The organism is Natrinema sp. 74, assembly GCF_046097095.1.
In the GTDB taxonomy this organism is placed as follows: domain Archaea; phylum Halobacteriota; class Halobacteria; order Halobacteriales; family Natrialbaceae; genus Natrinema.
In genome coordinates, this window is sequence record NZ_CP175698.1 from 2,162,619 (window position 1) to 2,181,962 (window position 19,344).

Annotated in this window: 22 protein-coding genes; 14 read left to right on the forward strand and 8 right to left on the reverse strand. The window is 64.0% G+C overall.

What is annotated here, in order from left to right; translation table 11 throughout:
• The first annotated feature begins 111 nt into the window (after nucleotides 1–111).
• Together ACJ70B_RS10685 and ACJ70B_RS10690 are read left to right on the forward strand one after the other, a co-directional pair.
• Nucleotides 112–489 carry a hypothetical protein gene (locus tag ACJ70B_RS10685; protein WP_408956971.1) on the forward strand — a complete coding sequence of 126 codons (378 nt, stop codon included), beginning with the start codon at nucleotides 112–114 and terminating at the stop codon, nucleotides 487–489.
• Between the two features lie 85 nt (nucleotides 490–574).
• A complete protein-coding gene (locus ACJ70B_RS10690) occupies nucleotides 575–2,014 on the forward strand; it encodes a DUF402 domain-containing protein (RefSeq protein ID WP_408956972.1) in 1,440 nt (479 codons plus the stop codon).
• A 79-nt stretch (nucleotides 2,015–2,093) separates the two neighbouring features.
• Here ACJ70B_RS10690 and ACJ70B_RS10695 read toward each other — a convergent pair whose 3' ends face one another.
• Complete coding sequence (locus tag ACJ70B_RS10695; protein ID WP_408956973.1) at nucleotides 2,094–2,558, reverse strand: hypothetical protein; 465 nt, start codon at nucleotides 2,556–2,558, stop codon at nucleotides 2,094–2,096.
• A gap of 105 nt (nucleotides 2,559–2,663) precedes the next feature.
• On the opposite strand from ACJ70B_RS10695, the gene ACJ70B_RS10700 reads away from it, so the two are divergent.
• The 3 genes from ACJ70B_RS10700 (at nucleotide 2,664) to ACJ70B_RS10710 (ending at nucleotide 3,668) form a co-directional block, all read left to right on the forward strand.
• A complete protein-coding gene (locus ACJ70B_RS10700; protein WP_408956974.1) occupies nucleotides 2,664–3,008 on the forward strand; it encodes a helix-turn-helix domain-containing protein in 345 nt (114 codons plus the stop codon).
• A gap of 1 nt (nucleotide 3,009) precedes the next feature.
• Nucleotides 3,010–3,333, forward strand: coding sequence for a hypothetical protein (locus tag ACJ70B_RS10705; RefSeq protein ID WP_408956975.1), 324 nt, complete (start codon nucleotides 3,010–3,012; stop codon nucleotides 3,331–3,333).
• A gap of 65 nt (nucleotides 3,334–3,398) precedes the next feature.
• On the forward strand, nucleotides 3,399–3,668 hold the full coding sequence (locus ACJ70B_RS10710; protein ID WP_408956976.1) for a hypothetical protein: 270 nt from the start codon (nucleotides 3,399–3,401) through the stop codon (nucleotides 3,666–3,668).
• A 51-nt stretch (nucleotides 3,669–3,719) separates the two neighbouring features.
• On the opposite strand, the gene ACJ70B_RS10715 is transcribed toward ACJ70B_RS10710, so the two are convergent.
• Nucleotides 3,720–4,826, reverse strand: a complete 1,107-nt coding sequence (locus ACJ70B_RS10715) for an aldo/keto reductase (RefSeq protein ID WP_408956977.1) — start codon at nucleotides 4,824–4,826, stop codon at nucleotides 3,720–3,722.
• A 153-nt stretch (nucleotides 4,827–4,979) separates the two neighbouring features.
• Between ACJ70B_RS10715 and ACJ70B_RS10720 the strand changes: the two genes are divergently transcribed.
• The 4 genes from ACJ70B_RS10720 to ACJ70B_RS10735 all read left to right on the forward strand — a co-directional run bounded on the left by ACJ70B_RS10720 (nucleotide 4,980) and on the right by ACJ70B_RS10735 (nucleotide 7,371).
• The gene (locus ACJ70B_RS10720) at nucleotides 4,980–5,189 is read left to right on the forward strand and encodes a hypothetical protein (RefSeq protein ID WP_408956978.1); all 210 of its coding nucleotides are present in this window, start codon (nucleotides 4,980–4,982) and stop codon (nucleotides 5,187–5,189) included.
• A 357-nt stretch (nucleotides 5,190–5,546) separates the two neighbouring features.
• A complete protein-coding gene (locus ACJ70B_RS10725) occupies nucleotides 5,547–6,446 on the forward strand; it encodes an acyltransferase (RefSeq protein WP_408956979.1) in 900 nt (299 codons plus the stop codon).
• Nucleotides 6,447–6,519: 73 nt separating this feature from the next.
• Nucleotides 6,520–6,849 (forward strand): hypothetical protein, encoded by a 330-nt coding sequence (locus tag ACJ70B_RS10730; RefSeq protein WP_408956980.1) that lies wholly within the window; start codon nucleotides 6,520–6,522, stop codon nucleotides 6,847–6,849.
• A gap of 207 nt (nucleotides 6,850–7,056) precedes the next feature.
• Nucleotides 7,057–7,371, forward strand: coding sequence for a HalOD1 output domain-containing protein (locus ACJ70B_RS10735; RefSeq protein WP_408956981.1), 315 nt, complete (start codon nucleotides 7,057–7,059; stop codon nucleotides 7,369–7,371).
• Nucleotides 7,372–7,407: 36 nt separating this feature from the next.
• Here ACJ70B_RS10735 and ACJ70B_RS10740 read toward each other — a convergent pair whose 3' ends face one another.
• Nucleotides 7,408–8,157: a hypothetical protein gene (locus ACJ70B_RS10740; RefSeq protein ID WP_408956982.1), complete on the reverse strand. Its 750-nt coding sequence runs from the start codon at nucleotides 8,155–8,157 to the stop codon at nucleotides 7,408–7,410.
• A 388-nt stretch (nucleotides 8,158–8,545) separates the two neighbouring features.
• On the opposite strand from ACJ70B_RS10740, the gene thsB reads away from it, so the two are divergent.
• Both thsB and ACJ70B_RS10750 read left to right on the forward strand, forming a co-directional pair.
• Nucleotides 8,546–10,201 carry a thermosome subunit beta gene (gene thsB, locus ACJ70B_RS10745; RefSeq protein ID WP_408960103.1) on the forward strand — a complete coding sequence of 552 codons (1,656 nt, stop codon included), beginning with the start codon at nucleotides 8,546–8,548 and terminating at the stop codon, nucleotides 10,199–10,201.
• 616 nt (nucleotides 10,202–10,817) lie between these two features.
• A complete protein-coding gene (locus ACJ70B_RS10750) occupies nucleotides 10,818–12,290 on the forward strand; it encodes an RtcB family protein (RefSeq protein WP_408956983.1) in 1,473 nt (490 codons plus the stop codon).
• 67 nt (nucleotides 12,291–12,357) lie between these two features.
• On the opposite strand, the gene ACJ70B_RS10755 is transcribed toward ACJ70B_RS10750, so the two are convergent.
• The gene (locus ACJ70B_RS10755) at nucleotides 12,358–13,383 is read right to left on the reverse strand and encodes a YbhN family protein (RefSeq protein WP_408956984.1); all 1,026 of its coding nucleotides are present in this window, start codon (nucleotides 13,381–13,383) and stop codon (nucleotides 12,358–12,360) included.
• Nucleotides 13,384–13,741: 358 nt separating this feature from the next.
• Nucleotides 13,742–14,206 (reverse strand): HTH-type transcriptional regulator Lrp, encoded by a 465-nt coding sequence (gene lrp, locus ACJ70B_RS10760; protein WP_408956985.1) that lies wholly within the window; start codon nucleotides 14,204–14,206, stop codon nucleotides 13,742–13,744.
• Between the two features lie 123 nt (nucleotides 14,207–14,329).
• On the opposite strand from lrp, the gene glnA reads away from it, so the two are divergent.
• Nucleotides 14,330–15,685 (forward strand): type I glutamate--ammonia ligase, encoded by a 1,356-nt coding sequence (glnA, locus tag ACJ70B_RS10765; RefSeq protein WP_408956986.1) that lies wholly within the window; start codon nucleotides 14,330–14,332, stop codon nucleotides 15,683–15,685.
• 74 nt (nucleotides 15,686–15,759) lie between these two features.
• Here glnA and ACJ70B_RS10770 read toward each other — a convergent pair whose 3' ends face one another.
• Complete coding sequence (locus tag ACJ70B_RS10770) at nucleotides 15,760–16,407, reverse strand: metallophosphoesterase (protein ID WP_408960104.1); 648 nt, start codon at nucleotides 16,405–16,407, stop codon at nucleotides 15,760–15,762.
• A gap of 152 nt (nucleotides 16,408–16,559) precedes the next feature.
• Between ACJ70B_RS10770 and ACJ70B_RS10775 the strand changes: the two genes are divergently transcribed.
• On the forward strand, nucleotides 16,560–16,829 hold the full coding sequence (locus tag ACJ70B_RS10775) for a hypothetical protein (protein WP_408956987.1): 270 nt from the start codon (nucleotides 16,560–16,562) through the stop codon (nucleotides 16,827–16,829).
• A 154-nt stretch (nucleotides 16,830–16,983) separates the two neighbouring features.
• Complete coding sequence (locus ACJ70B_RS10780; RefSeq protein WP_408956988.1) at nucleotides 16,984–17,502, forward strand: gamma carbonic anhydrase family protein; 519 nt, start codon at nucleotides 16,984–16,986, stop codon at nucleotides 17,500–17,502.
• 56 nt (nucleotides 17,503–17,558) lie between these two features.
• On the opposite strand, the gene ACJ70B_RS10785 is transcribed toward ACJ70B_RS10780, so the two are convergent.
• Nucleotides 17,559–18,050: a hypothetical protein gene (locus tag ACJ70B_RS10785; protein WP_408956989.1), complete on the reverse strand. Its 492-nt coding sequence runs from the start codon at nucleotides 18,048–18,050 to the stop codon at nucleotides 17,559–17,561.
• A gap of 196 nt (nucleotides 18,051–18,246) precedes the next feature.
• A complete protein-coding gene (locus tag ACJ70B_RS10790) occupies nucleotides 18,247–19,338 on the reverse strand; it encodes an aminomethyltransferase family protein (RefSeq protein WP_408956990.1) in 1,092 nt (363 codons plus the stop codon).
• Nucleotides 19,339–19,344: the final 6 nt, after the last annotated feature.

Sequence of the window (19,344 nt, forward strand, 5' to 3'; positions counted from 1 at the left end):
AGACCAGCCCATAGCGCCGTTCGTGTGCCCGATGCACCGTTTCGACGCGCCGGGCGCGACGCTCGTCTCAGACTCGGAATCCACAAAGGCCTGCCGCGCTAACCGACGCGTATGCACTTCGACCAGCGGACCCAGCGAGCGCTTCGCGACGTCGGCCTCGAGACGGACGACCTCCGGGCCGCCTCCGAGGCGGTCGTCGAGGCCGTCAAGCGAGACGCGGCGGCGCTGGAGGACTTCTTCGAGGAGCACGACACCGTCTACTCCGACATGGACATGGCCCACTCGCGTTCGGACTATCCCGAGCACACCGTCGACGACGCAGACATCACGACCCACGGCGACGAGATGCGCGGCTGGCTCCGGTTCGACACGTGGGGCGTCTACGTCGAGGACGGCCGGATTTTAGACGACGGATCGGTCGAGCTCTCCCTCGGGCCGACGATCAACGATCGAGTGCGGTTCGCAGCCGACCGCGAGACGCTGCGGTGATCGCCGTGTTCGAGGACGCAGTGCGATCGCGCTCGAGCGATCGGCGACGAGGCCGCGATGAGCACCGGACCACGGAGGGCGACCGATGACGACGGCTCGCGTTCGCGGCATCTACACGACGGCCATCACCCGGCTGCTGGCTGCGGCCGGGTATGAAGTCGTACAGGCCTCGGATCCGATCCGGGAACGGTTCGACCGCTCGTTCGAGGCCGTCCCGGCCGACGTCTCGATCGAGACGACCCGCGACCGTCAGGGCGTCGGGACCTCGGGCGAGCCCGACGCGGTCGAGACAATCACCGACGAACTCGAGACACTCGCCATCGATACGTTCCGCTGGACGGCCGACGCCCCTCGAGGAGCGGTCTTCGACGCCGAGGTGCTCGAGGCCGGCGGCGGCAGCGGTGCCGTCGTCGACCTGGGCGACGGTCGCCGCGGCTTTCTCAACTACGACGACGTCGACGGCTACGTCGACGAAGGGAACCGCTATCGCGTGCAGGTCCGCGAGCCCGCGCCGCCGTGGGACGACGACCGACCGCGCGTCGCGCCGGCGCTCGAGGTCCAGGGTGGGCTCTGTACCCTCTCGCGTGACCGAAGCGGCGTCTCGGCGGCGCTGCGCGGCGAGCGCGCCGAGGAACTCGTCGGCATGACCGACCTGCTCTCCGCCGAGGTGCCCGACGGCTGGGGAATCCGCTGGCAGCACGCCGCGGCCGACGCAGATCTCAAGGCGATGGGGACCGCCCTCGAGACCGCCGCGGATCGGGCGCGGGCGCTCGAGGACGCGGTCGCTGACGCGCCGGATGAGCCCGGCGAGCCGGCACTGCTGGCCGCGCTCCGTCGAACGGAGTGGTGCTGGTTCGGCCGCGAGTCCAGAGTCGCCTTAGACGACGTTCGGCGTCGCGTTGAGACGACGATGCCGGGACACCACCGAACGAAGGCGGCCGACCGGGCCGCGAGCGCGGCGGTCGACTTCGCCGAGGCGGTCTGTGGCTCGGTCAGTGACACTGGCGTCGGCGACGGCGAGTTCCCGTTTGCCGCAGTGGCCCGCCAGTTCGGCCCCGAACGCGGCGACCGCCTCGAGATCGGCCACGGCAAACCCGACGGCCGGCTCATTTCGCTGGGGCGGGGCGAGGTGACCGACTGGGACCCCGAGGGGAAGGTCACCCTCGAGCGCTCGATGCGCGGCGGCGGCAGCTACGACGCGCTCGGCACGCCCAAAGAGGAGGGCGACGTGGCTGTGACGAAGTTCCGCGAGGGCCGCTGGTGGTATCCGACGACGTACAAGGCCGCCGACGGCACCTCGAAGGGGACCTACGTCAACGTCTGTACGCCGGTCGAGCTCTTTCCGGACACCGTCCGGTACGTCGATCTCTACGTCGACGTGATCCGGCGCGGCGACGGGACGGTCGAGATCGTGGACGCGGACGAACTCGAGGGAGCCGTCGACGACGGGCTCGTATCCGAAGACCTCGGGGAGAAGGCGATGAGCGTGGCCGAAGCCGTCGAGCGTGCTATCGACAAATCATAGATAGGTACAGAATACCATATTTTCGTTCTCCGCAAGATGAGAGGCAGATATTCCAAATCCGCTTTCAAATAAGCGTCACTCACCCCCACCGGAGGTTCGCCACGACGAACGCGACCTGTAAAAGCAGGAGCGCCATCAGGGTTGCCAGCGCACATCGCTCGTAGGGTCCGCGGACGCGGTCGAACCTCGAGGTCGTCGGAGACTCGCCGTCGGCGGCGCGCTCGAGCACCCGTCCGAGCGCCGACAGTCCGATGTCCGTCAGCGCCACGAGCACGGGGAACGCGGCCAGCGCGAGGATTGTCGGGGCGTACTCGGGTCCGTAGTAGGTGCCGACGCTCCAGCGGACTCTGACGGAGTCGCCCAGCACCGGGGCGGCCGCGACGCTCACTGCGAGGCTCGCGAGGACGCCGAGCAGCCCGCCGGTTCCCGTCGGCCGGAGACGCCCGCCGTCGGGGCTCGAGACCGACGCCGCCAGCCCCCTCGCGACGCGCTGCGTTCGTTCGACGAGCCGTTCGATCGAGTTCGGCAGGTGGGCCGATGCCATCACGTGTCGACCGACGCGCTGGGTGATGAAAGACCGCCGTGCGCGACTGCAGCGCCTGCAGCGGCGAAAATCCCTTTATATCCCTTCTCTGTACACACGCAAACCGTGAGTGAGGAGCCGGACGTCGAAACGATCGGGACTCTGCTCGAGGACCCGGCGGTGCGAACCATCCTCACCCAGACGAGCCAGGAACCCATGTCAGCCACTACGTTGAGCGACCACTGCGACGCGTCCCAACCCACGGTGTATCGGCGGCTGGACGACCTCCGCGAGTGCGGGCTCCTCGTCGAGCGGACGAAACCTGACCCCGAACGGGGCCACCACCGGACGGTCTACGCGACGAACCTCGAGCGGATTACGATCGAACTCGACGACGATGGGTTGACGCTGCACGTCGACCGCCGAGAGGACATGGCCGATCGGTTCACGACACTCATCGAGGGGATCTGACGTGGTGGCGACACCGCTGTTGCTCTGGGACGTGTCGCTTCCCCCGGAGTGGGTCGCGACGTTCGTCCAGACGACCGACGTGTTGAGCGCGCTCATCGGGCTGTTCATCGCCTATCAGGCGTATCGCGGCTACCGACGCAACGACAGCCGACCGATGCTGTTTATCGCCATCGGGTTCGCGCTGGCGCTCGCCGTCCCGTTCCTGTTCCTGTTGGCCTTCGTCGCGCTCCCGTTCGTCTCGGAATCGATCGCGGCGATCCTCGGCCAGTGTAGTCAACTCTTCGGGCTGGTCGCGATCCTGTACGCGCTTCGGATGCCGGCGTAGGTCGGTATGAATCTCCGGACAGTTCAGGCTCAACGGTTATAGTGTGTTACCATCAACCACTGTCGATGGGCACGTTAAACGAAGAGATGGCCGACGTTCGGTCGGACGTCGACGGCGTACGAGCACAGCTTCGAGAGGACGTTCCCGAGTTCTTCAAGTTCGACGTCGCCGTCGGAAACATCACCTACAACGCGAACAGCAACAGCGTTTCCGTCAGCGTCGAACCGAGCTCTCGAGCGCGAGAGCAGCTCTCGGAGGAACTCGGGGGCGTAAACGTGAAGACGGACGGCATGCTCGAGTTCGAGTTCCGGCTCGTCAACTCCGACGCCGAGTGAGTGACCGAGCGGCCGACGGCTGTTCCTCAGCCGTGACCGTCGCGAGTCGAGTCAGTCAGCCGCGAGTTTGTCCAGCCCGGCCGATTCGATGTCTTCGCCGTCGACCGACGAGCGCAGCGCGTCCATCCCGTCGTCGCGGTCGATGTCGAAATCGTTCGCGTAGAGATCGTCGACGCGGGCCATCTCCTCGTCGGTGAGCCGCGGCAGATCGCTGGCGGCCGCCCATTCGTCGATGTCATCCGTAGTGCGGAACGTCGGCGTCACGGTCGCGACCGGGTCGTGCGAGAGCAGCCAGACGATCGCGGCCTGGCCCATCGTCCGCTCGCCGTCGCGCTCTCGCAAGTCTCCCCCGCTTGAGTCGGCCACGGAGCGTGGCGCTGCGCGCTCGAGGAAGCGCAGTTGCTCGAGTTTCTCCCAGCCGGTCTCGTACCACTCGTCGGGGCGGAAGCCGCGGTGGTCGCCCTCGCCGAGTTCGGTGTCGGGCGTGACCTGCTCGTTGAGAACGCCCGAGGAGTGGGGGACGCGGGGGATGAGGCTGGTCGACGAGTCCGTTCGTGCGATCGTCTCGAGGAAGTGATTGCCGACCTCCTGTTCGAGGACGTTCCAGACCAGTTGGACGGAGTCGAACTCCGCTTCGATCGCGAGGTCGCCCTCGGCGAGCCAGCCGATCGAGGGGCCAAGCGCGAGCCCGGTCGCATCGATCAGCCCCTCTTCCTCGAGTTCGTCGAGCAGTTCGAGCACGTCGGGGGTGATCTCCTCGACGTTGGCGTTGTGAAGTTGGAGCACGTCGATGGAGTCCATGTCGAGACGGTCGAGGCTCTTTTCGACGGCCTCGCGCAGGTACTCCGGATCCATCTCTTTGGGGAGTTCGCCGTGGCCGGCCTGCGGGTTGTTGTAGAAATCGTAGCCGACTTTGGTGGCGACGGTGACCTCGTCGCGGACCGCGGAGAGGGCTTGGCCGAGTAGCTCCTCACTGTGGCCGTGGCCGTAGACGTCGCCCGTGTCGAAGTAGGTGATCCCCTGATCGACGGCATACTCGATCATCTCGAGGGCGTCTTCCTCCGAACGGTCGCCCCACCAGTCGGTACCGACGACCCACGCGCCGAAGCCGACCTCGCTGACCTCGACGCCCGAGTCGCCCAGTTCGCGGTGTTGCATACGCGCCCCTTTGGAGCGGGGGAACTTAGGGTGAACGGAACGCTCGAGCGCCCGATCCGAACCCGTTCGGGACCGGTCGCGTCCGACCCGTCAGTTGACGTCGGCAGCGTCGCGAGTCGAACCGTTCTTGAAAGAAGGATCACATCTCTCCGTATGGCACGCTCCCGGTCGCGAAACGTCGTCCGTCTCCTGGTGGTCGTCGTCGTCGTCGCGGCGATGGTATTCGCTATCGGCGTGACGACGCTCGAGCTCCCGCGCGACCGCGTCACGGCCGGCACGCTCGTCGTCGGCACGTCGCTGCTCGTCGGATCGCTCGCGCTGCCCGCGTTGCTCTTCGCCGGCTGGCGGTCTCAGACGGAGTGACTGCGTCCAGTACGGTTATACCATCCCGCTCGAGCACGTCACGTCGATCGAATACGGGCGAAGACTAGCTCCGCAGTTGCTCGCACTCGGTGTCGTTACGATACCGCTTCTCGTCGGCGTTCGATCGTCCTCTATGCGTTATTGAAACAGCAGGTCCTCGAACTGAATGTTTCGGGCGGCAGCAACCCTTCGTCTGGCTCTCGAGGGGCAAAGCAATTGACGAATTCCTCCGGTATCTCCCTGTACAGCGCAAGCTGACCCGAATGACCGCCGACCGGTAACACGCGCGACAGCGGGTCCGGCAACCGTCGCCGGACAACCGAACCACTATCAACTCGGCGGACAATACTTCGGGGTATGACAAAGCGGTACGTGTCGCTCCCCGACGAGGCGGAGGCGGGGATGTGCGAGTTCATCGATGAGGTCGATCGACGGCTCTCGAGTGACGAGGACACCTGTTCGGTCGTCGAGGACGTTCTGATCGACCTCTCGGGAGACCGCGAGGCCTACGAGCGCTGGCAAAACGGTGAGTCCGTCTCGCCGGCCGAGCGCGTTCGACTACAGAGCTACGATCCCTGTAACACGACCCTCGAGAGCGAGTACTACGCCGAGAAAGACGAGGAGACGTTCCGCACGTCAAAGCACCTCCAGTGGCTCTGGCGGCAGTTCGACAGCCTGCCGATCGCGGACAACGTCGAGTTCGCGCTGCGCTTCCGTCAGATGCTCGCCGACCACCTCTTCGAGGATTGCGGCGACGGCTGCCGGTTCTTCAAGGGTATCTCGTTTACCTACGGCCATAACATCACGATCGGGGACAACACCATCGTCCACGACGACGTCCATCTCGACGACCGCGGGAAGTTAACCATCGGAGACCGCGTCTCGATCTCCGATGGCGTCCACGTCTACAGCCACGATCACGACGTGGTTGACCAGACCGAGGTCCGCAACTACCACACGATCGTCGAAGACGACGTCCGCCTCACCTACGACGCGATGGTCCGTGCGGGCAACAAGGTCGGTGAAAACGCCATCGTCGGTGCACGCGGCGTCGTCCAACACGACATCCCCGCCCACCACATCGCCGTCGGTATGCCCGCACAAAGCGTCAAAATCAAACCCGGCTGGGAGGACGTTGCCACTCCGATCGAAGACGCCGGCATCAACCGCCAGGAAGAGCGCCATCTCGCGTACGACCTCCCCGACGACCTCGAGGTTTTCGACGAGTTCCAGCGCGACCTGCAGTCCTCGCGATAGTCCTCGTTTCCTGACTGTCATCGGATCGAAACGCGGGGAATATCCAAGTGTTTCGAGAACGTATCACACACCGATGGAGCTCTGGGGCTGGCTCATCGGCTATATCGCGTTGTTCGCCCTGCTTCACCTGCTACTGTACTACCTGTACGCCCGTCGTGACGACGACGAGAGCGAACGCACACCGTCGCTGGCCGATCCCAACCGCGCGAGCATCCGCTCGTCTGCCGGCCCCGATCGGTATCCGCGCGCGACGGACGATGTCGGTGAGACCGACCGACCGACGGACGCCACCGACTCTGATCTCGATGACGAGACGGTCCGCTGTCCCCACTGTGGCGCGCCAAACGAGGCCGATCAGACGTTCACGTACTGCTGGAACTGCGTCTCCGCCATCCGACAGTGAGCGGCGCTCGAACGAGGGACAGATACCGACGGTAATTGGCTCTCGCTTCGTCTCGGTGAGCCGAACTCAGTTCGTCTCCCGATCGTTCACTCGTTCGAGAATTCCGACCCAATTGATCTCAGATCGACGTTCGATCCGACAAACCAGCCGGTAATAAACGATTACGCTTTTGGTGTTCAAACAGAGAGTAGGGGGAGACGACCCGTTATGACCGGATACGCATCTCCGCCCTCGCAGTCTCGCGCTCCGTCTCTGTACCACGCCTCGCACGACCCCGACGGACCGGCCGCACTCAGCACGACCGTGATCCACGCGCTGGCCGACTGCATGGGCGTCGACGTGACCGACAGCCGCATCTCGCTGTACGACGCCGTCGATCCCGACGCCCTCGACGACCTTTTTCGGCCGCGCCACGACGGGACACCCCGAACCAGTGGCACCCTCTCGTTCGTCGTCAACGGCCACCACGTCCGGGTCAGAGGCGACGGGGAAATCCTGATCGAACCGCCCGCACACCGCTAACGCGCCACGTCGTTCTGTCCATCGAAACCGGTATTGCTATGCCGAGAGCCCTGCCGCGAGTCGCTCTAGATGATCGACGCCGACGACGGCGACGATGTCGCCCGGCTCTGAGCGGAGCGCCTCGAGTCGGTCAATCATACACTGTTCGCGCGTCTCGTCTCGATACGCGAGTGCACTGCCGTCGGTATCAACGCTACCCAGCAGCGCCTGCACGCCGGCGACGTGGGAGCGTTCGTGTTCCGCCTGGCGTTCCGGCGGATCGTCGGGGGTGCAGTCATACTCGATCGGATCGTCGGGAGCGACGGTCATCGAGGTCGCGTGGGTCAGCGTCGCGGCGACCCGACAGGCCACCGCTTCGCGAGTCGCGCCGCCGAGGCTCGTGATGACGTTCCGGGCCGTCGCGGGTGAGACGCGGTCGGCCACCAGTCGCGTGACGAGCTCGCGGAGGAACGACCAGTTGGGGGCATCGATCCCGACATGGTCGGCGTCGGGAGCGGCGCGGATCGCCGCGCTCATCTCACCGCCGAAGCGCGGCGGCGTCGGATCGTCCGGGTCGCCCCGGGCGTAGATTCTATACAGCGGCAATGCCGCCGGCGGAAGCTCGAGTGCGAGCGTGTCCGGACCGACGTGCTCGAGGACGCGTTCGACGCGGGCGACGCTGGCGGGATGGTCGTGGACGACACCGACGAGTACGAGATCACCGGCCCCGCCGGGAAGGCGGCGACAGAACTGCGAGGTGATTCGGGGGTCGTCGAACGATTCGGGAAAGGACGGGGACTCGTCCATTGCTCGAGTGGTAATACGTGACTACCGGCATAACTCTTCCGCTATATTGACTCGACTCCGAGTAACTATTCTTACCGCTTCGCCGGTGCTGTACTGAGAACCGTTTCGACCGTCGAAAGCCGTGATTGGGCGACCGAGTAGTCGGGTGGCTGACCGATCCGGTCGATTCGATCACCGAATCCCCTGTTCACGGGTATAAAAACACCTCGTCGCCGTTCGTCTGGGAACAATTGACGACCGAATTTTGCCGGCGAAATCGGTCGCTATCGTCCCGTACTACCACGGTTTTCTCGGTCGACGACTGTGTTGTCCGAGTGCGACGCCCGACAGAATTAGGAAGATTTATATAGAATCACAATCAATCATTCGCTCGACTATGAGTCAGCGAATGCAGCAGGGTCAGCCGATGATCGTAATGAGCGAGGACTCCCAGCGCGTCAAGGACAAGGACGCGCAGGATTACAACATCAGCGCCGCCCGTGCGGTCGCTGAAGCTGTCCGTTCCACGCTCGGTCCCAAGGGAATGGACAAGATGCTCGTCGACTCCATGGGGTCGGTGACCATCACCAACGACGGCGTCACCATCCTGAAAGAGATGGACATCGACAACCCCACGGCCGAGATGATCATCGAGGTCGCCGAAACGCAAGAAGACGAGGCCGGCGACGGCACTACGACGGCCGTCGCGATCGCCGGCGAACTCCTCAAAAACGCCGAGGACCTCTTGGAGCAGGACATCCACCCGACGGCGATCATCAAGGGCTTCCACCTCGCCAGCGAGCAGGCCCGCGAGGAGATCGATGACATCGCGACCGACATCGACACCGACGACGAGGAACTCCTCCGTAAAACGGCCGAGACCTCGATGACCGGCAAGGGAACCGAGGTCAACAAGGAGTACCTCGCCGAGCTCATCGTCGAGGCCATCCGTCAGGTCACCGTCGAGGACGAGAACGGCGACAACGTCGTCGACCTCGAGTTCCTCAACATCGAGACCCAGACCGGCCGCAGCGCCGGCGAGTCCGACCTCCTTGAGGGCGGCATCGTGGACAAGGATCCCGTCCACGACAACATGCCCACCGAGGCGACGGACGCGGACATCCTGCTGCTCGACGAGGCCATCGAGGTCGAGGAGACCGACGTCGACACCGAGGTCTCCGTGACCGACCCCGACCAGCTCCAGAAGTTCCTCGACCGCGAGGAGAAACAGCTCCGCGAGAAGGTCGATCACATCGTCGACCTCGACGCGGACGTCGTCCTCTGCCAGAAGGGTATTGACGACCTCGCCCAGCACTACCTCGCCAAAGAGGGTATCCTCGCCGTGCGCCGCGCCAAGAAGTCCGACCTCGAGTTCCTGCAGGAGGTCGTCGGCGCGTCGACCGTCTCCGACCTCGAGAGTGCGACCGCCGAGGACCTCGGCTTCGGTGACATCACCCGCGACGAGGAAGACGAGCTGTTCTACGTCGAGGGCGAGGACGCCCACGGCGTCACCCTCCTGCTGCGCGGCTCGACCGACCACGTCGTCGACGAACTCGAGCGCGGCGTCAACGACGCGCTCGACGTCGTCGCACAGACCGTCTCCGACGGCCGCGTGCTGGCCGGCGGCGGTGCGATCGAGGTCGAACTCGCCTCGCGTCTGCGCGACTACGCCGACTCCGTCTCCGGGCGCGAGCAGCTGGCCGTCGAGGCCTTCGCCGACTCGCTCGAGCTCGTCCCGCGCGTTCTCGCTGGGAACGCCGGTCTCGACTCGATCGACACGCTCGTCGACCTGCGTGCGGCACACGACGATGGCGACGTCACGGCCGGCCTGAACGTCTTCTCGGGCGACGTCGAGGACACGTTCGACGCCGGCGTCGTCGAGCCGGCCCACGCGAAGGAACAGGCCGTCACCTCCGCTGCAGAGGCCGCGAACCTCGTGCTCAAAATCGACGACATCATCTCCGCCGGCGACCTCTCGACCGACAAGGGCGAGGACGAAGAGGGCGGCGCGCCCGGTGCCGGCGGCATGGGTGGCATGGGCGGCGGCATGGGCGGCATGATGTGAAATCGGCTCTGACGCTGCACTCACTCGCGCACGCCGCTCGCTCGTTCGCTCGATGAACGTAGCGTAACTATTCTTTTCCCGCTGTTCCGCTCACGGGCTCGCTTTGCGCTGCTCGTCCATCTGACTTAGACCGCAGGGAAATTGCGGGCAGAGACATAGCTTGGCTTCGAAGCCGTGGCTGTGTGAACCATTCTCTGAACAGAGTTAATACGGTCTCGATACGATTGGTATCTGAACCGTTCACAGCGCGATCACGTACGTAACTCCACATGACAATCGCACACGCCATCCCACGATCCGTTCGCCCTTCGGTAGTCACGAATGGGTTGGCCTGCGTGCCACCGAGCGATCACCATGTGGAACCGGCCATCGACCGCTGGACGACCGGTCCCGTCGAATCTCTCGACGGGATCTCGTCCGGCGAAGGCCGAATTTCTTCGCCCGCATAACTCGACCCCACGTGCGGAGTACCCGCCCGGGGCTGAGGAACACGGGGGTGCCGCATTCACGTCCACAGCAGCGGCTCTCTCCCGAATTTCGGGCCCTGGCGTGTAATCCGCGGCTACGAAGGCAGTCAGTATTGTTCCGTGAACGAACACTGTGACCGACAACTACCATGACGTTCGAAATCGATGGCGAGCAGACGACGGCAGTCGTATTGGGACCGCGAACGGCGTTCGACGAGGCGTTCGTCGAACAGGTCCAGGAGATGGTCGACCACGAGGCGTTTCGCAATCCCGTTCGGATCATGCCCGACGGACACCCCGGTGCGGGGAGCGTAGTCGGGTTCACGATGGAACTCGGCGATCGAATCTGCCCGAACACGGTCGGCGTCGATATCGGCTGTGGCATGACCGCTGTCCGACTCGACGACGACACCGGCCAGTGGCTGACCGAAAGCCTCGAGAACGAGGACCGGATGCACGGCCTTGACGAGGATATTCGGCAGGCGATCCCGATGGGGCGGTCGACGTTCGGCGATTCCGGCCACCCGTCCCAGGAGTATCACCTCGTCGATGACTTCCCGTGGGATCGTTGCGAGGCGAAACTCGAGTCCCTGAACGATCACTGGGACGGCGATCATATCGCATCCCCGTCGTACGGCAAGGCGTACTTCCTGAATCTATGCGATCGGCTCGAGTACTCGCCCAAGCGGGCGATTGACTCGCTCGGCACGCTCGGCGGCGGGAACCACTTCGTGGAACTCTCGCGGTCGGAACGGACCGGCGCGTACTGGGTCATCGTCCACTCCGGCTCGCGGGGGATCGGACTGTCGATCGCGAAATTCTGGCAGGAGCGGGCCACCGAGTGCTGTGACGACCGCGCCGACGAGATCCGCGACCGTCTTGCGGACGTCGACGATCGCTATTACAAATTCGATCTCGAGGCGATCAGCGACAGCGACCTCCTCGACTGGGTCCAGGGCGGGATGGGCGAGGATTGGAAGAACATGGACGCGGTCGTCGCGGACTACCGCGAGACGGAACCGACGCGGATCGACGAGACGAGAGAGGGGTTGAACGCGATCGCTCGCTACACCAGCGAAAACGGCGCTGGTGACGACCTCGACTACCTCGAAGGGGACGACCGCCACGGCTACCTCCGCGATATGATCTTCGCCCAGACCTACGCTGCAGAGAGTCGCCGGCTGATGGCACGGACCGTCGCGGACGTACTCGAGGCCGATATCGAGGAGCGAATCGTCTCGACACACAACTACATCGACTTCGAGGATCTGGTCATCCGCAAGGGAGCGACGCGCGTCCACGCCGGCGAACGCGGTGTAATTCCGTTCAATATGCGCGACGGGTCGGTTATCGTCCGCGGTACCGGAGCCGACTCGTGGAACAGGTCGGCACCTCACGGTGCCGGGCGACGTGGCTCCCGAACCTGGGCGTTCGACGAGTTCACCATGGCGGAGTTCAGCGCCGAGATGGCGGACGTCTTTTCGACGAGCGTCACCGAGGCGACGATCGACGAAGCGCCGATGGCCTACAAGGACCGCGACATGATTAGAGGACGGATCGACGAGACCGCGACGATCGAAGAGACCCTCGTTCCGGTACACAATATCAAAGCTGAGGAGTAACTCGTCAACGTGCGTCGGCGGAGATGCGTCCTCCCGCGTGACGAGAAATCCGTTACCGAATCTGCGCTTAGAAACTGACACGTTTCGCCGTTATCGCCGCGAGTACACTGCCGCCAATCACGATCGGTACACCGTATACGAATCCCCGGAAGATGATGACTGCGGCCGCAGCGAGTGTCGATTCGATACCCGTCGCCGAAACGAGTAGTGCGATAAGCGTCGCGTCGATCGCTCCTGCACCGCCCGGGAGTGGGGTTGCTCCAGCGACATTACTGAGCGGTATCGCGAACAGTAATACCACGACGGGGGCCGTCGCGTCGACTGCATAGAGGGCCGCCCATAGCGCACCTACTTGACACAACCACCCGACTCCCGAGTATCCGAGTGCGAAGAGGAGCCGAGTCGGATTTGCAGCAACGGTTTCGATCGAATCGCCGAATCCGACGATTCTCTGTTTGATCGTGCTTTGGCTCGGTGTGGACACCCGCGGAATGACGGACAGGATTCGATGCAGAGATATACTGACTCTTGACGCGAGGCGATCTGTGAGCGCAGTCCGATACGACCAAACGCAGTATCCGCCACCGAATACGACAAGTCCGACCCCACCGACGTAGATGGCAACCCCTTTCACCAGCGAGGAAAGGGACAAGACGAGCGCGTAGTACCCGATTCCACCGACGATAAAGACGAACGATGGAATGAAGTTAAGCGTGTCAACGCTCGCAATCGCGGCCAGTCCGGTCTCGTATTTCGTATCCGACGTTCTAGAGATGAAGTAGGCGGTGATCGGTTCACCGCCTGCTTGGCCAAACGGTGTTACATTATTCGAGAAGGTCGCGCCCGAGAAGAGTAAAAACGACCACGGAACAGAGATGGGAATGTCAAGCGATCGAAGAACGACACGAAACGACAACCCCCAGGCGAGCAGCCAACAGATAACGAATACAAACACCCACGGGAGAACGCTTTGATCCGCACTTCGGAGTGCCGTATGGATCTCATTCACATCGAGCAACCAGACGAGAAGCCCGAAGACCGGTAGCGTAAGAGAGAATCCAAACCCGATTTTCCGAACCAGTGACCGATCCATATTCCTGGGTAATTTGATAGTCACCATTACGTTTCTGATTAATATTATGCATCGATATTATACCGTACATATGATTTCCCGTCCGGAAACGGCCGTCGTTACGTTGGTGACCGTTCTCGAGCGCGGACAGTACGACGGATCAGGGACGATTTTCACCTTCTCCCTTCGGTCGGTTACAACAGCGTGATCGGCCGTTTCAGACGTCGGCGGCCTTCGGTCCAGGCCCGAAAGAAGAGGAGGAAGAGGAGACTGTCGTCTGCCGCTGTCCGTATCCCGAACGAATTCGCGTCGTTCTCGAGTCGTCTCCCGACCGACGATGCCGTTCCCGATCGCGTGATCGCCGTAACGGGCCGTCAGTTCAGGCGCTCTCGTCGACCTCGAGTTCGAACTGTTCGTTCTCGGAGGCGGCGTTTAAGACGACGCTCGTGTTCGAGGCCTTGATGTCGGGATCGGTCAGCAACTGCTTGATCTGGTCGTTCATGCCGTCGGTGTCTTCGAACTTGCCGATGGCGATCACGTCGTAGTCGCCGGTGACCTCGTAGACGCTGGTCATCTGTCGGTGATCGCGCAGCGTCTCGGTGACGTCAGGTAGCGCGTTCCCTTCGACCTGGAGCTGGATGACCGCGGTTACGTCGTAGCCGACGGCGTCGTAGTCGACCTTCGGTGTATAGCCCTCGATCACGCCCTGCTCCTCGAGATCAGAGAGGTGATTCGAGACGGTGGTGACCGAGACGTCGAGTTCTTCGGCGAGGCTTCGGAGGCTCGCCCGACCGTCACCGAGAAGTGCATTTACTAGTTTTGCATCGAGATTTTCGTACGTCATCACATCTACCCTCTCGCCGGGGCCTTTAGAAATTTACGAATATGCAGTTTGCCGAGGGAGAGCGGAGATTTGCACGGAACAGTAGCGCTTTAGTATACTGGTTACGAGGATACGACGAGAAAGATGACAAGCGGAAACCTCTCTAAGACCGAGCAGGCGGTGCTCGACGAAATCGAGGAACAGGACGTCGACTTCCTCCGACTGCAGTTTACGGATATTCTGGGCACGGTCAAGAACGTCTCCGTTCCGGCCCGTCAGGCCGAGAAGGCGTTTACCGAGGGAATCTACTTCGACGGTTCGTCGATCGAGGGCTTCGTTCGCATTCAGGAATCGGACATGCGGCTCAAGCCCGACCCCGAGACCTTCGCGATTCTCCCGTGGCGACAGAAAGAGGAAAGCGCGGCTGCTCGCATGATCTGTGACGTCTACGACACGTACACCGGTGAGCCCTTCGAGGGCGATCCGCGTCGCGTCCTCAAAAACGCCCTCGAGCGGGCCAACGAGATGGGCTATACGGTCAATGCCGCGCCCGAACCGGAGTTCTTCCTCTTCGAAGAAGACGAGGACGGTCGCGCGACCACCAAGACCAACGACGCCGGCGGCTACTTCGACCTCGCGCCGAAAGACCTCGCCAGCGACGTCCGCCGCGACATCATCTACGGTCTCGAGAGCATGGGCTTCGAGGTCGAGGCCAGCCACCACGAGGTCGCCGAAGGGCAACACGAGATCAACTTCACCTACGACGACGCCCTGACGACGGCCGACAACGTCGGGACCTTCCGCACCGTCGTGCGCGCGATCGCGGCCCAGCACGACCTGCACGCGACGTTCATGCCAAAGCCGATCCCGCGAATCAACGGCTCGGGGATGCACACGCACCTCTCGCTGTTCACCGAGGACGGGGAGAACGCCTTCCACGACGAGGACGACGAGTTCAACCTGAGCGACGAAGCGCACGCCTTCACCGCGGGGATCTTGGAGCACGCGCCGGCGATCACGGCGATCGCGAACCCGACGGTCAACAGCTACAAGCGGCTGGTGCCCGGCTACGAGGCACCCGTCTACGTCGCGTGGTCGGACCGCAACCGCTCGGCACTGATCCGCAAGCCGGCAGCGCGGACGCCCGCGGCCTCACGCGTCGAACTGCGCTCGCCCGACCCGTCCTGTAACCCCTACCTTGCACTCGCCGTCATGATCCACGCAGGTCTCGACGGGATCGAGAAGGATCTCGCATGTCCCGACCCGGTCCGCGAGAACATCTACGACTTCGACGAGGAGAAACGCGAGGAGTACGGGATCGAGACGCTCCCGTCGAACCTCGGCGCGGCCGTCGAGGCCCTCGAGGAAGACGAAGTCATCTACAACGCACTGGGCGACCACGTCGGTTCCAAGTTCGTCGAAGCGAAGCGCCAGGAGTTCGAGGACTACCTCGTCGACGTCTCCCAGTGGGAGCTCGACCGCTACCTCGAGACGTTCTAAGCCGCACGGCACCGCCGCTCGAATTCGAGTTTCCGGTTCGTTTTTCGGCCCGATTCGATGCCCATCGAGTTCCGTCAGCTGCCGTTCGCGGATAGCTCGTGATCGTGGCCCTCGAGTGCCAGCGTCTCCGGATCGAGCGTGTAGTATCGTTCCCACGCGGGAGCGAGGCTCACGACTCTCGTCTCTCCGATTTCGCTCTCGCGGTGGCGGTGGTGGTGCCCGACCAGACAGAGCTCGGGCTCGAGCGCCCGAACGAGGTCGTCGATGTGCTCGCAGCCGGGGTCGTAGCCGTAGGACAGCAGGCCGGTCGGGGCCTCGTGGGTAAGCAAGACGTCGATATCCTCGAGTGCGGCGGCCTGCTCAACGTCTTCGTGCGTGAAGTGACGACGATGGTTGCCCGACAGGTCGTCCCGCGGGAGGTCGTACTTCGTCGGCGCAAAGTTGCCCGAGAGGCCGGCGATGCGGAGCCCGTCGACCGTCGCCGCCGTGCTCGCCAGCAGGTGGACGGTGGTCGTCTCCGGCGGTTCCTCGCCCGCCCGGAGCGCGTCGATCACGTCGAGATCCTCGTTGTTACCCGCGACGAACCACGTCGGTGCCGGGAGGTCGTACCGCTTGAGGTCGCCGAGCTGGAGGACGTGATCCGGCTCGAGGGTTCGGTAGAGCGCGAGCAGCGTTTCCAGCCGGTCCGGCTCGGAGGCGTGAGCGTCGCCGAGGACGAGCATGGCGATGCTACAGGCGCGAGCCGGATAGCGACAGTGCCGAAGACTGCCGGTCGGCGGTGGCTCGAGCGTCGTCGTTGACGGTGGGCCGACGGTCGCCGGACGAAGCACATTCAGGGATGTCATTTACGCGCGCTGGCCGTGGACAGTCGCATATGGCCGACACCCCTGATGTCAACATGGTCGAGACGGACGACGAGTATATCCACGTCCGGTTTCGCGACCCGGATCGGTACGACGAGATACGGACCCCCGACTGGGCGGAACAGCCGGCCGAATCGGTTTCGGAGGGGAGCGAAGTCAGGACCGGCAAGCTCGAGGGCGAGGACGATTGGGAGGTCACGAGCGTTCTGATCGATAAGCACGTCGGCGAGGACAAAGCGAAAGAACAGGCCACGGAGATCGTCGACAAGATCGAGTCGTGACTCTCGCGTCGCGATCCGCTTCGCTCCATTTCGGACCGTCTGTTTTCACCACGAAATGGGTCTCCATCTACCCCGTCGCGGGATTGTCAACGAGCGCTGACGGTCACGATCGGCGGAATTCGGTATTATAGCCGCAGGTATGGGACGATAATGCATGGTCGATAGACGAACCTACGAGTTCGAGGGGGAACGGCCGACGATCGACGAGGCGGCGCGGGTGAGTCGCGATGCGACCCTCGTCGGCGACGTGACGATCGAGGCGGACGCGAGCGTCTGGCCCGGCGTCGTCTGTCGGGGCGATATCGGTCCTGTTTGGATCGGGCGGGTGACCCACGTCGGGGACAACGCGACGCTGCACGCGGCCCAACTCGCGGACTCGGTAATGGTCGGCCACGGGGCTGTACTCAACGAGGCGACCGTCGAAGCGCAGTCTCTCGTCGGGTTCAACGCGACGATCAACACCGACGTGACGATCGGCAGCGGTAGCATCGTCGCCGCGGGGACCGTGGTCCCGGACGCCTACTCGATCCCGCCGGAGTCGTTCGTCCGCGGCGTCCCCGCACAGGTCACTCCGCTCTCCGAGACGGGGATCGATGCCAGAGAAATCTTCGAGGCGTACTCATCCGGAGAGTACACGGATCTAGCAGGGCGTCACGGGGAACTGTTCGAGTGATCGGCCCAGTACCGCCGATCCTCATCACGCTAGTTCGGTCCCACATCTGGCTCGAGCTACCGGTTCGAGTCGAACTCGAAAATCTCGCGGTAGAGCCCCGCCGCGAGCCGGTCAAGGTCGGCTTCGGCCTCGCTGGCGGCCATCGTATCGCCGATGCCGCGCCACTCGACTGAGAGCCGAGCGATCGGAACCAGTGCGACCCCGCCGACGACGACCTCGCCGTCGGGGGTGTGGATCCGCCACTCCGTCCGCGTGCCGCTCGCGGACCGCGTGACGTCCTCGATCTCGCCGCCGGCCGCAACCCATCGCTCGACGAGCCCCTCGGTGATTCGGCGGAGCTTCCGCTCGCCGAGTAGGTGGAGAGCGACGCCGCTCACGGAAAGCAGCCCGAACGCGGCAGCCGCCATCGGCAGCCCGCCGTAGGGGAGGTTGATCGACGCCGCGAGACTGGCCGTCACGACGATCAGTCCGAGGACCCGCGAATCGACCGCGCTCGGCACCGTACCGCTCCAGGTCGCTGTCTCCTGGCTCGGCCGCTCGAGTTGCATATCGACCGCCTCTCCGGCCGATCGACGGGTAGCCGTTGGCCTGTCCCAGCGGGCGCTTTATACTGGCTCGCGGTGACTCGATCGTCCTCGAGTAATGCCTCGTCGCCGTTCAGTTTCGCCGCCCACGACCACCCCACCGCGTGGGGGAGGTGGTTGCCGATCGAGGTGTCGGCGGAAGGTCGAATTCGTCTCGCCGTTACCGGTAGTTCGGCAGCCGGTCCGACCGATCCGAGCCCGCGACGAACGGCAGGTCGGTCGGGGCGGCCGGAACCTCCTCGCCACCGACCCGAACCGTCAGCTCGTCGCTCTCGTAGCCGTAGTCGACGAGCGCGAGCGCGATGACCTCCTTTCGTATCGGGCTCTCGCCCGCGCGGGTCACCTCGCCGACCGACGCGTCGCCGTCGAAGACGGCCGCGCCCGAATCGGGCACACGCTCGCCCTCGAGCGTCAGTCCGATGAGCTTCCGGCTGGGCTGGCCGCGGTTCTCGACGCGGGAAACGACCTCTTGACCGACGTAACAGCCCTTCTCGAAGTCAAGCGCGTTTCGCAGTCCCAGCACGTTCGGCAGCGTTCCCTCGAGTTCGGTATGAAAGAGCGGGGAGCCGGCCTCGAGGGTGAGGCTCTCGAGGGTTCGATAGCCAAACGGCGCGGCGTTCAGTCCCTGATTGAGCAGCGTGTCGTAGACGGCCTCGGCGTCGTCGGCCGCACAGACGACCTCGTAGCTCTCCTCGCCGGTGAGGGCATCGGTGCGGATGACGGTGACGCCTTCGTCACCCATCGTCCCGCGGACGAACGAGTACCGCTCGTCGGGTGAGCCGGCCCCATTGAGGACGCTCGCGATCTTCTCGGTCGCTTGCGGACCGTGGATGCCGAAGACGGCGTAGTCGTCGGTCGCGACGCGAATCTCGACGTCCTGGATGAACACCTTCTCCGACCACTCCTCGGCCAGCGGCTCGGCGGTCTCAGGCTGGGTGAACAACAGCAGGCGCTCGCCCGCGTTATAGACGTAGAGCTCCACCTCGATCCCGCCCTGTGGGTCGAGGACGAGCGCGTAACAGCCCTGGCCGTCCTCGTCGGGGACCCGGTTCGAGACGACGTTGTCAACGTACTCGCGGCGGTCTGCGCCCTCGACGACGATGACGCCGTAGGCCAACTCGAGCAGGCCGACGCCGTTGCGGACTGCGCGGTGGGTCCGCTCCGGTCGCCCGAAATGTTCGACGATCGTCCGGTCGGCGCGCTCGCCGAACGTAGCCCCGTGATCCTCGTGGACGGACTCGATGACGGTCATGCGTAC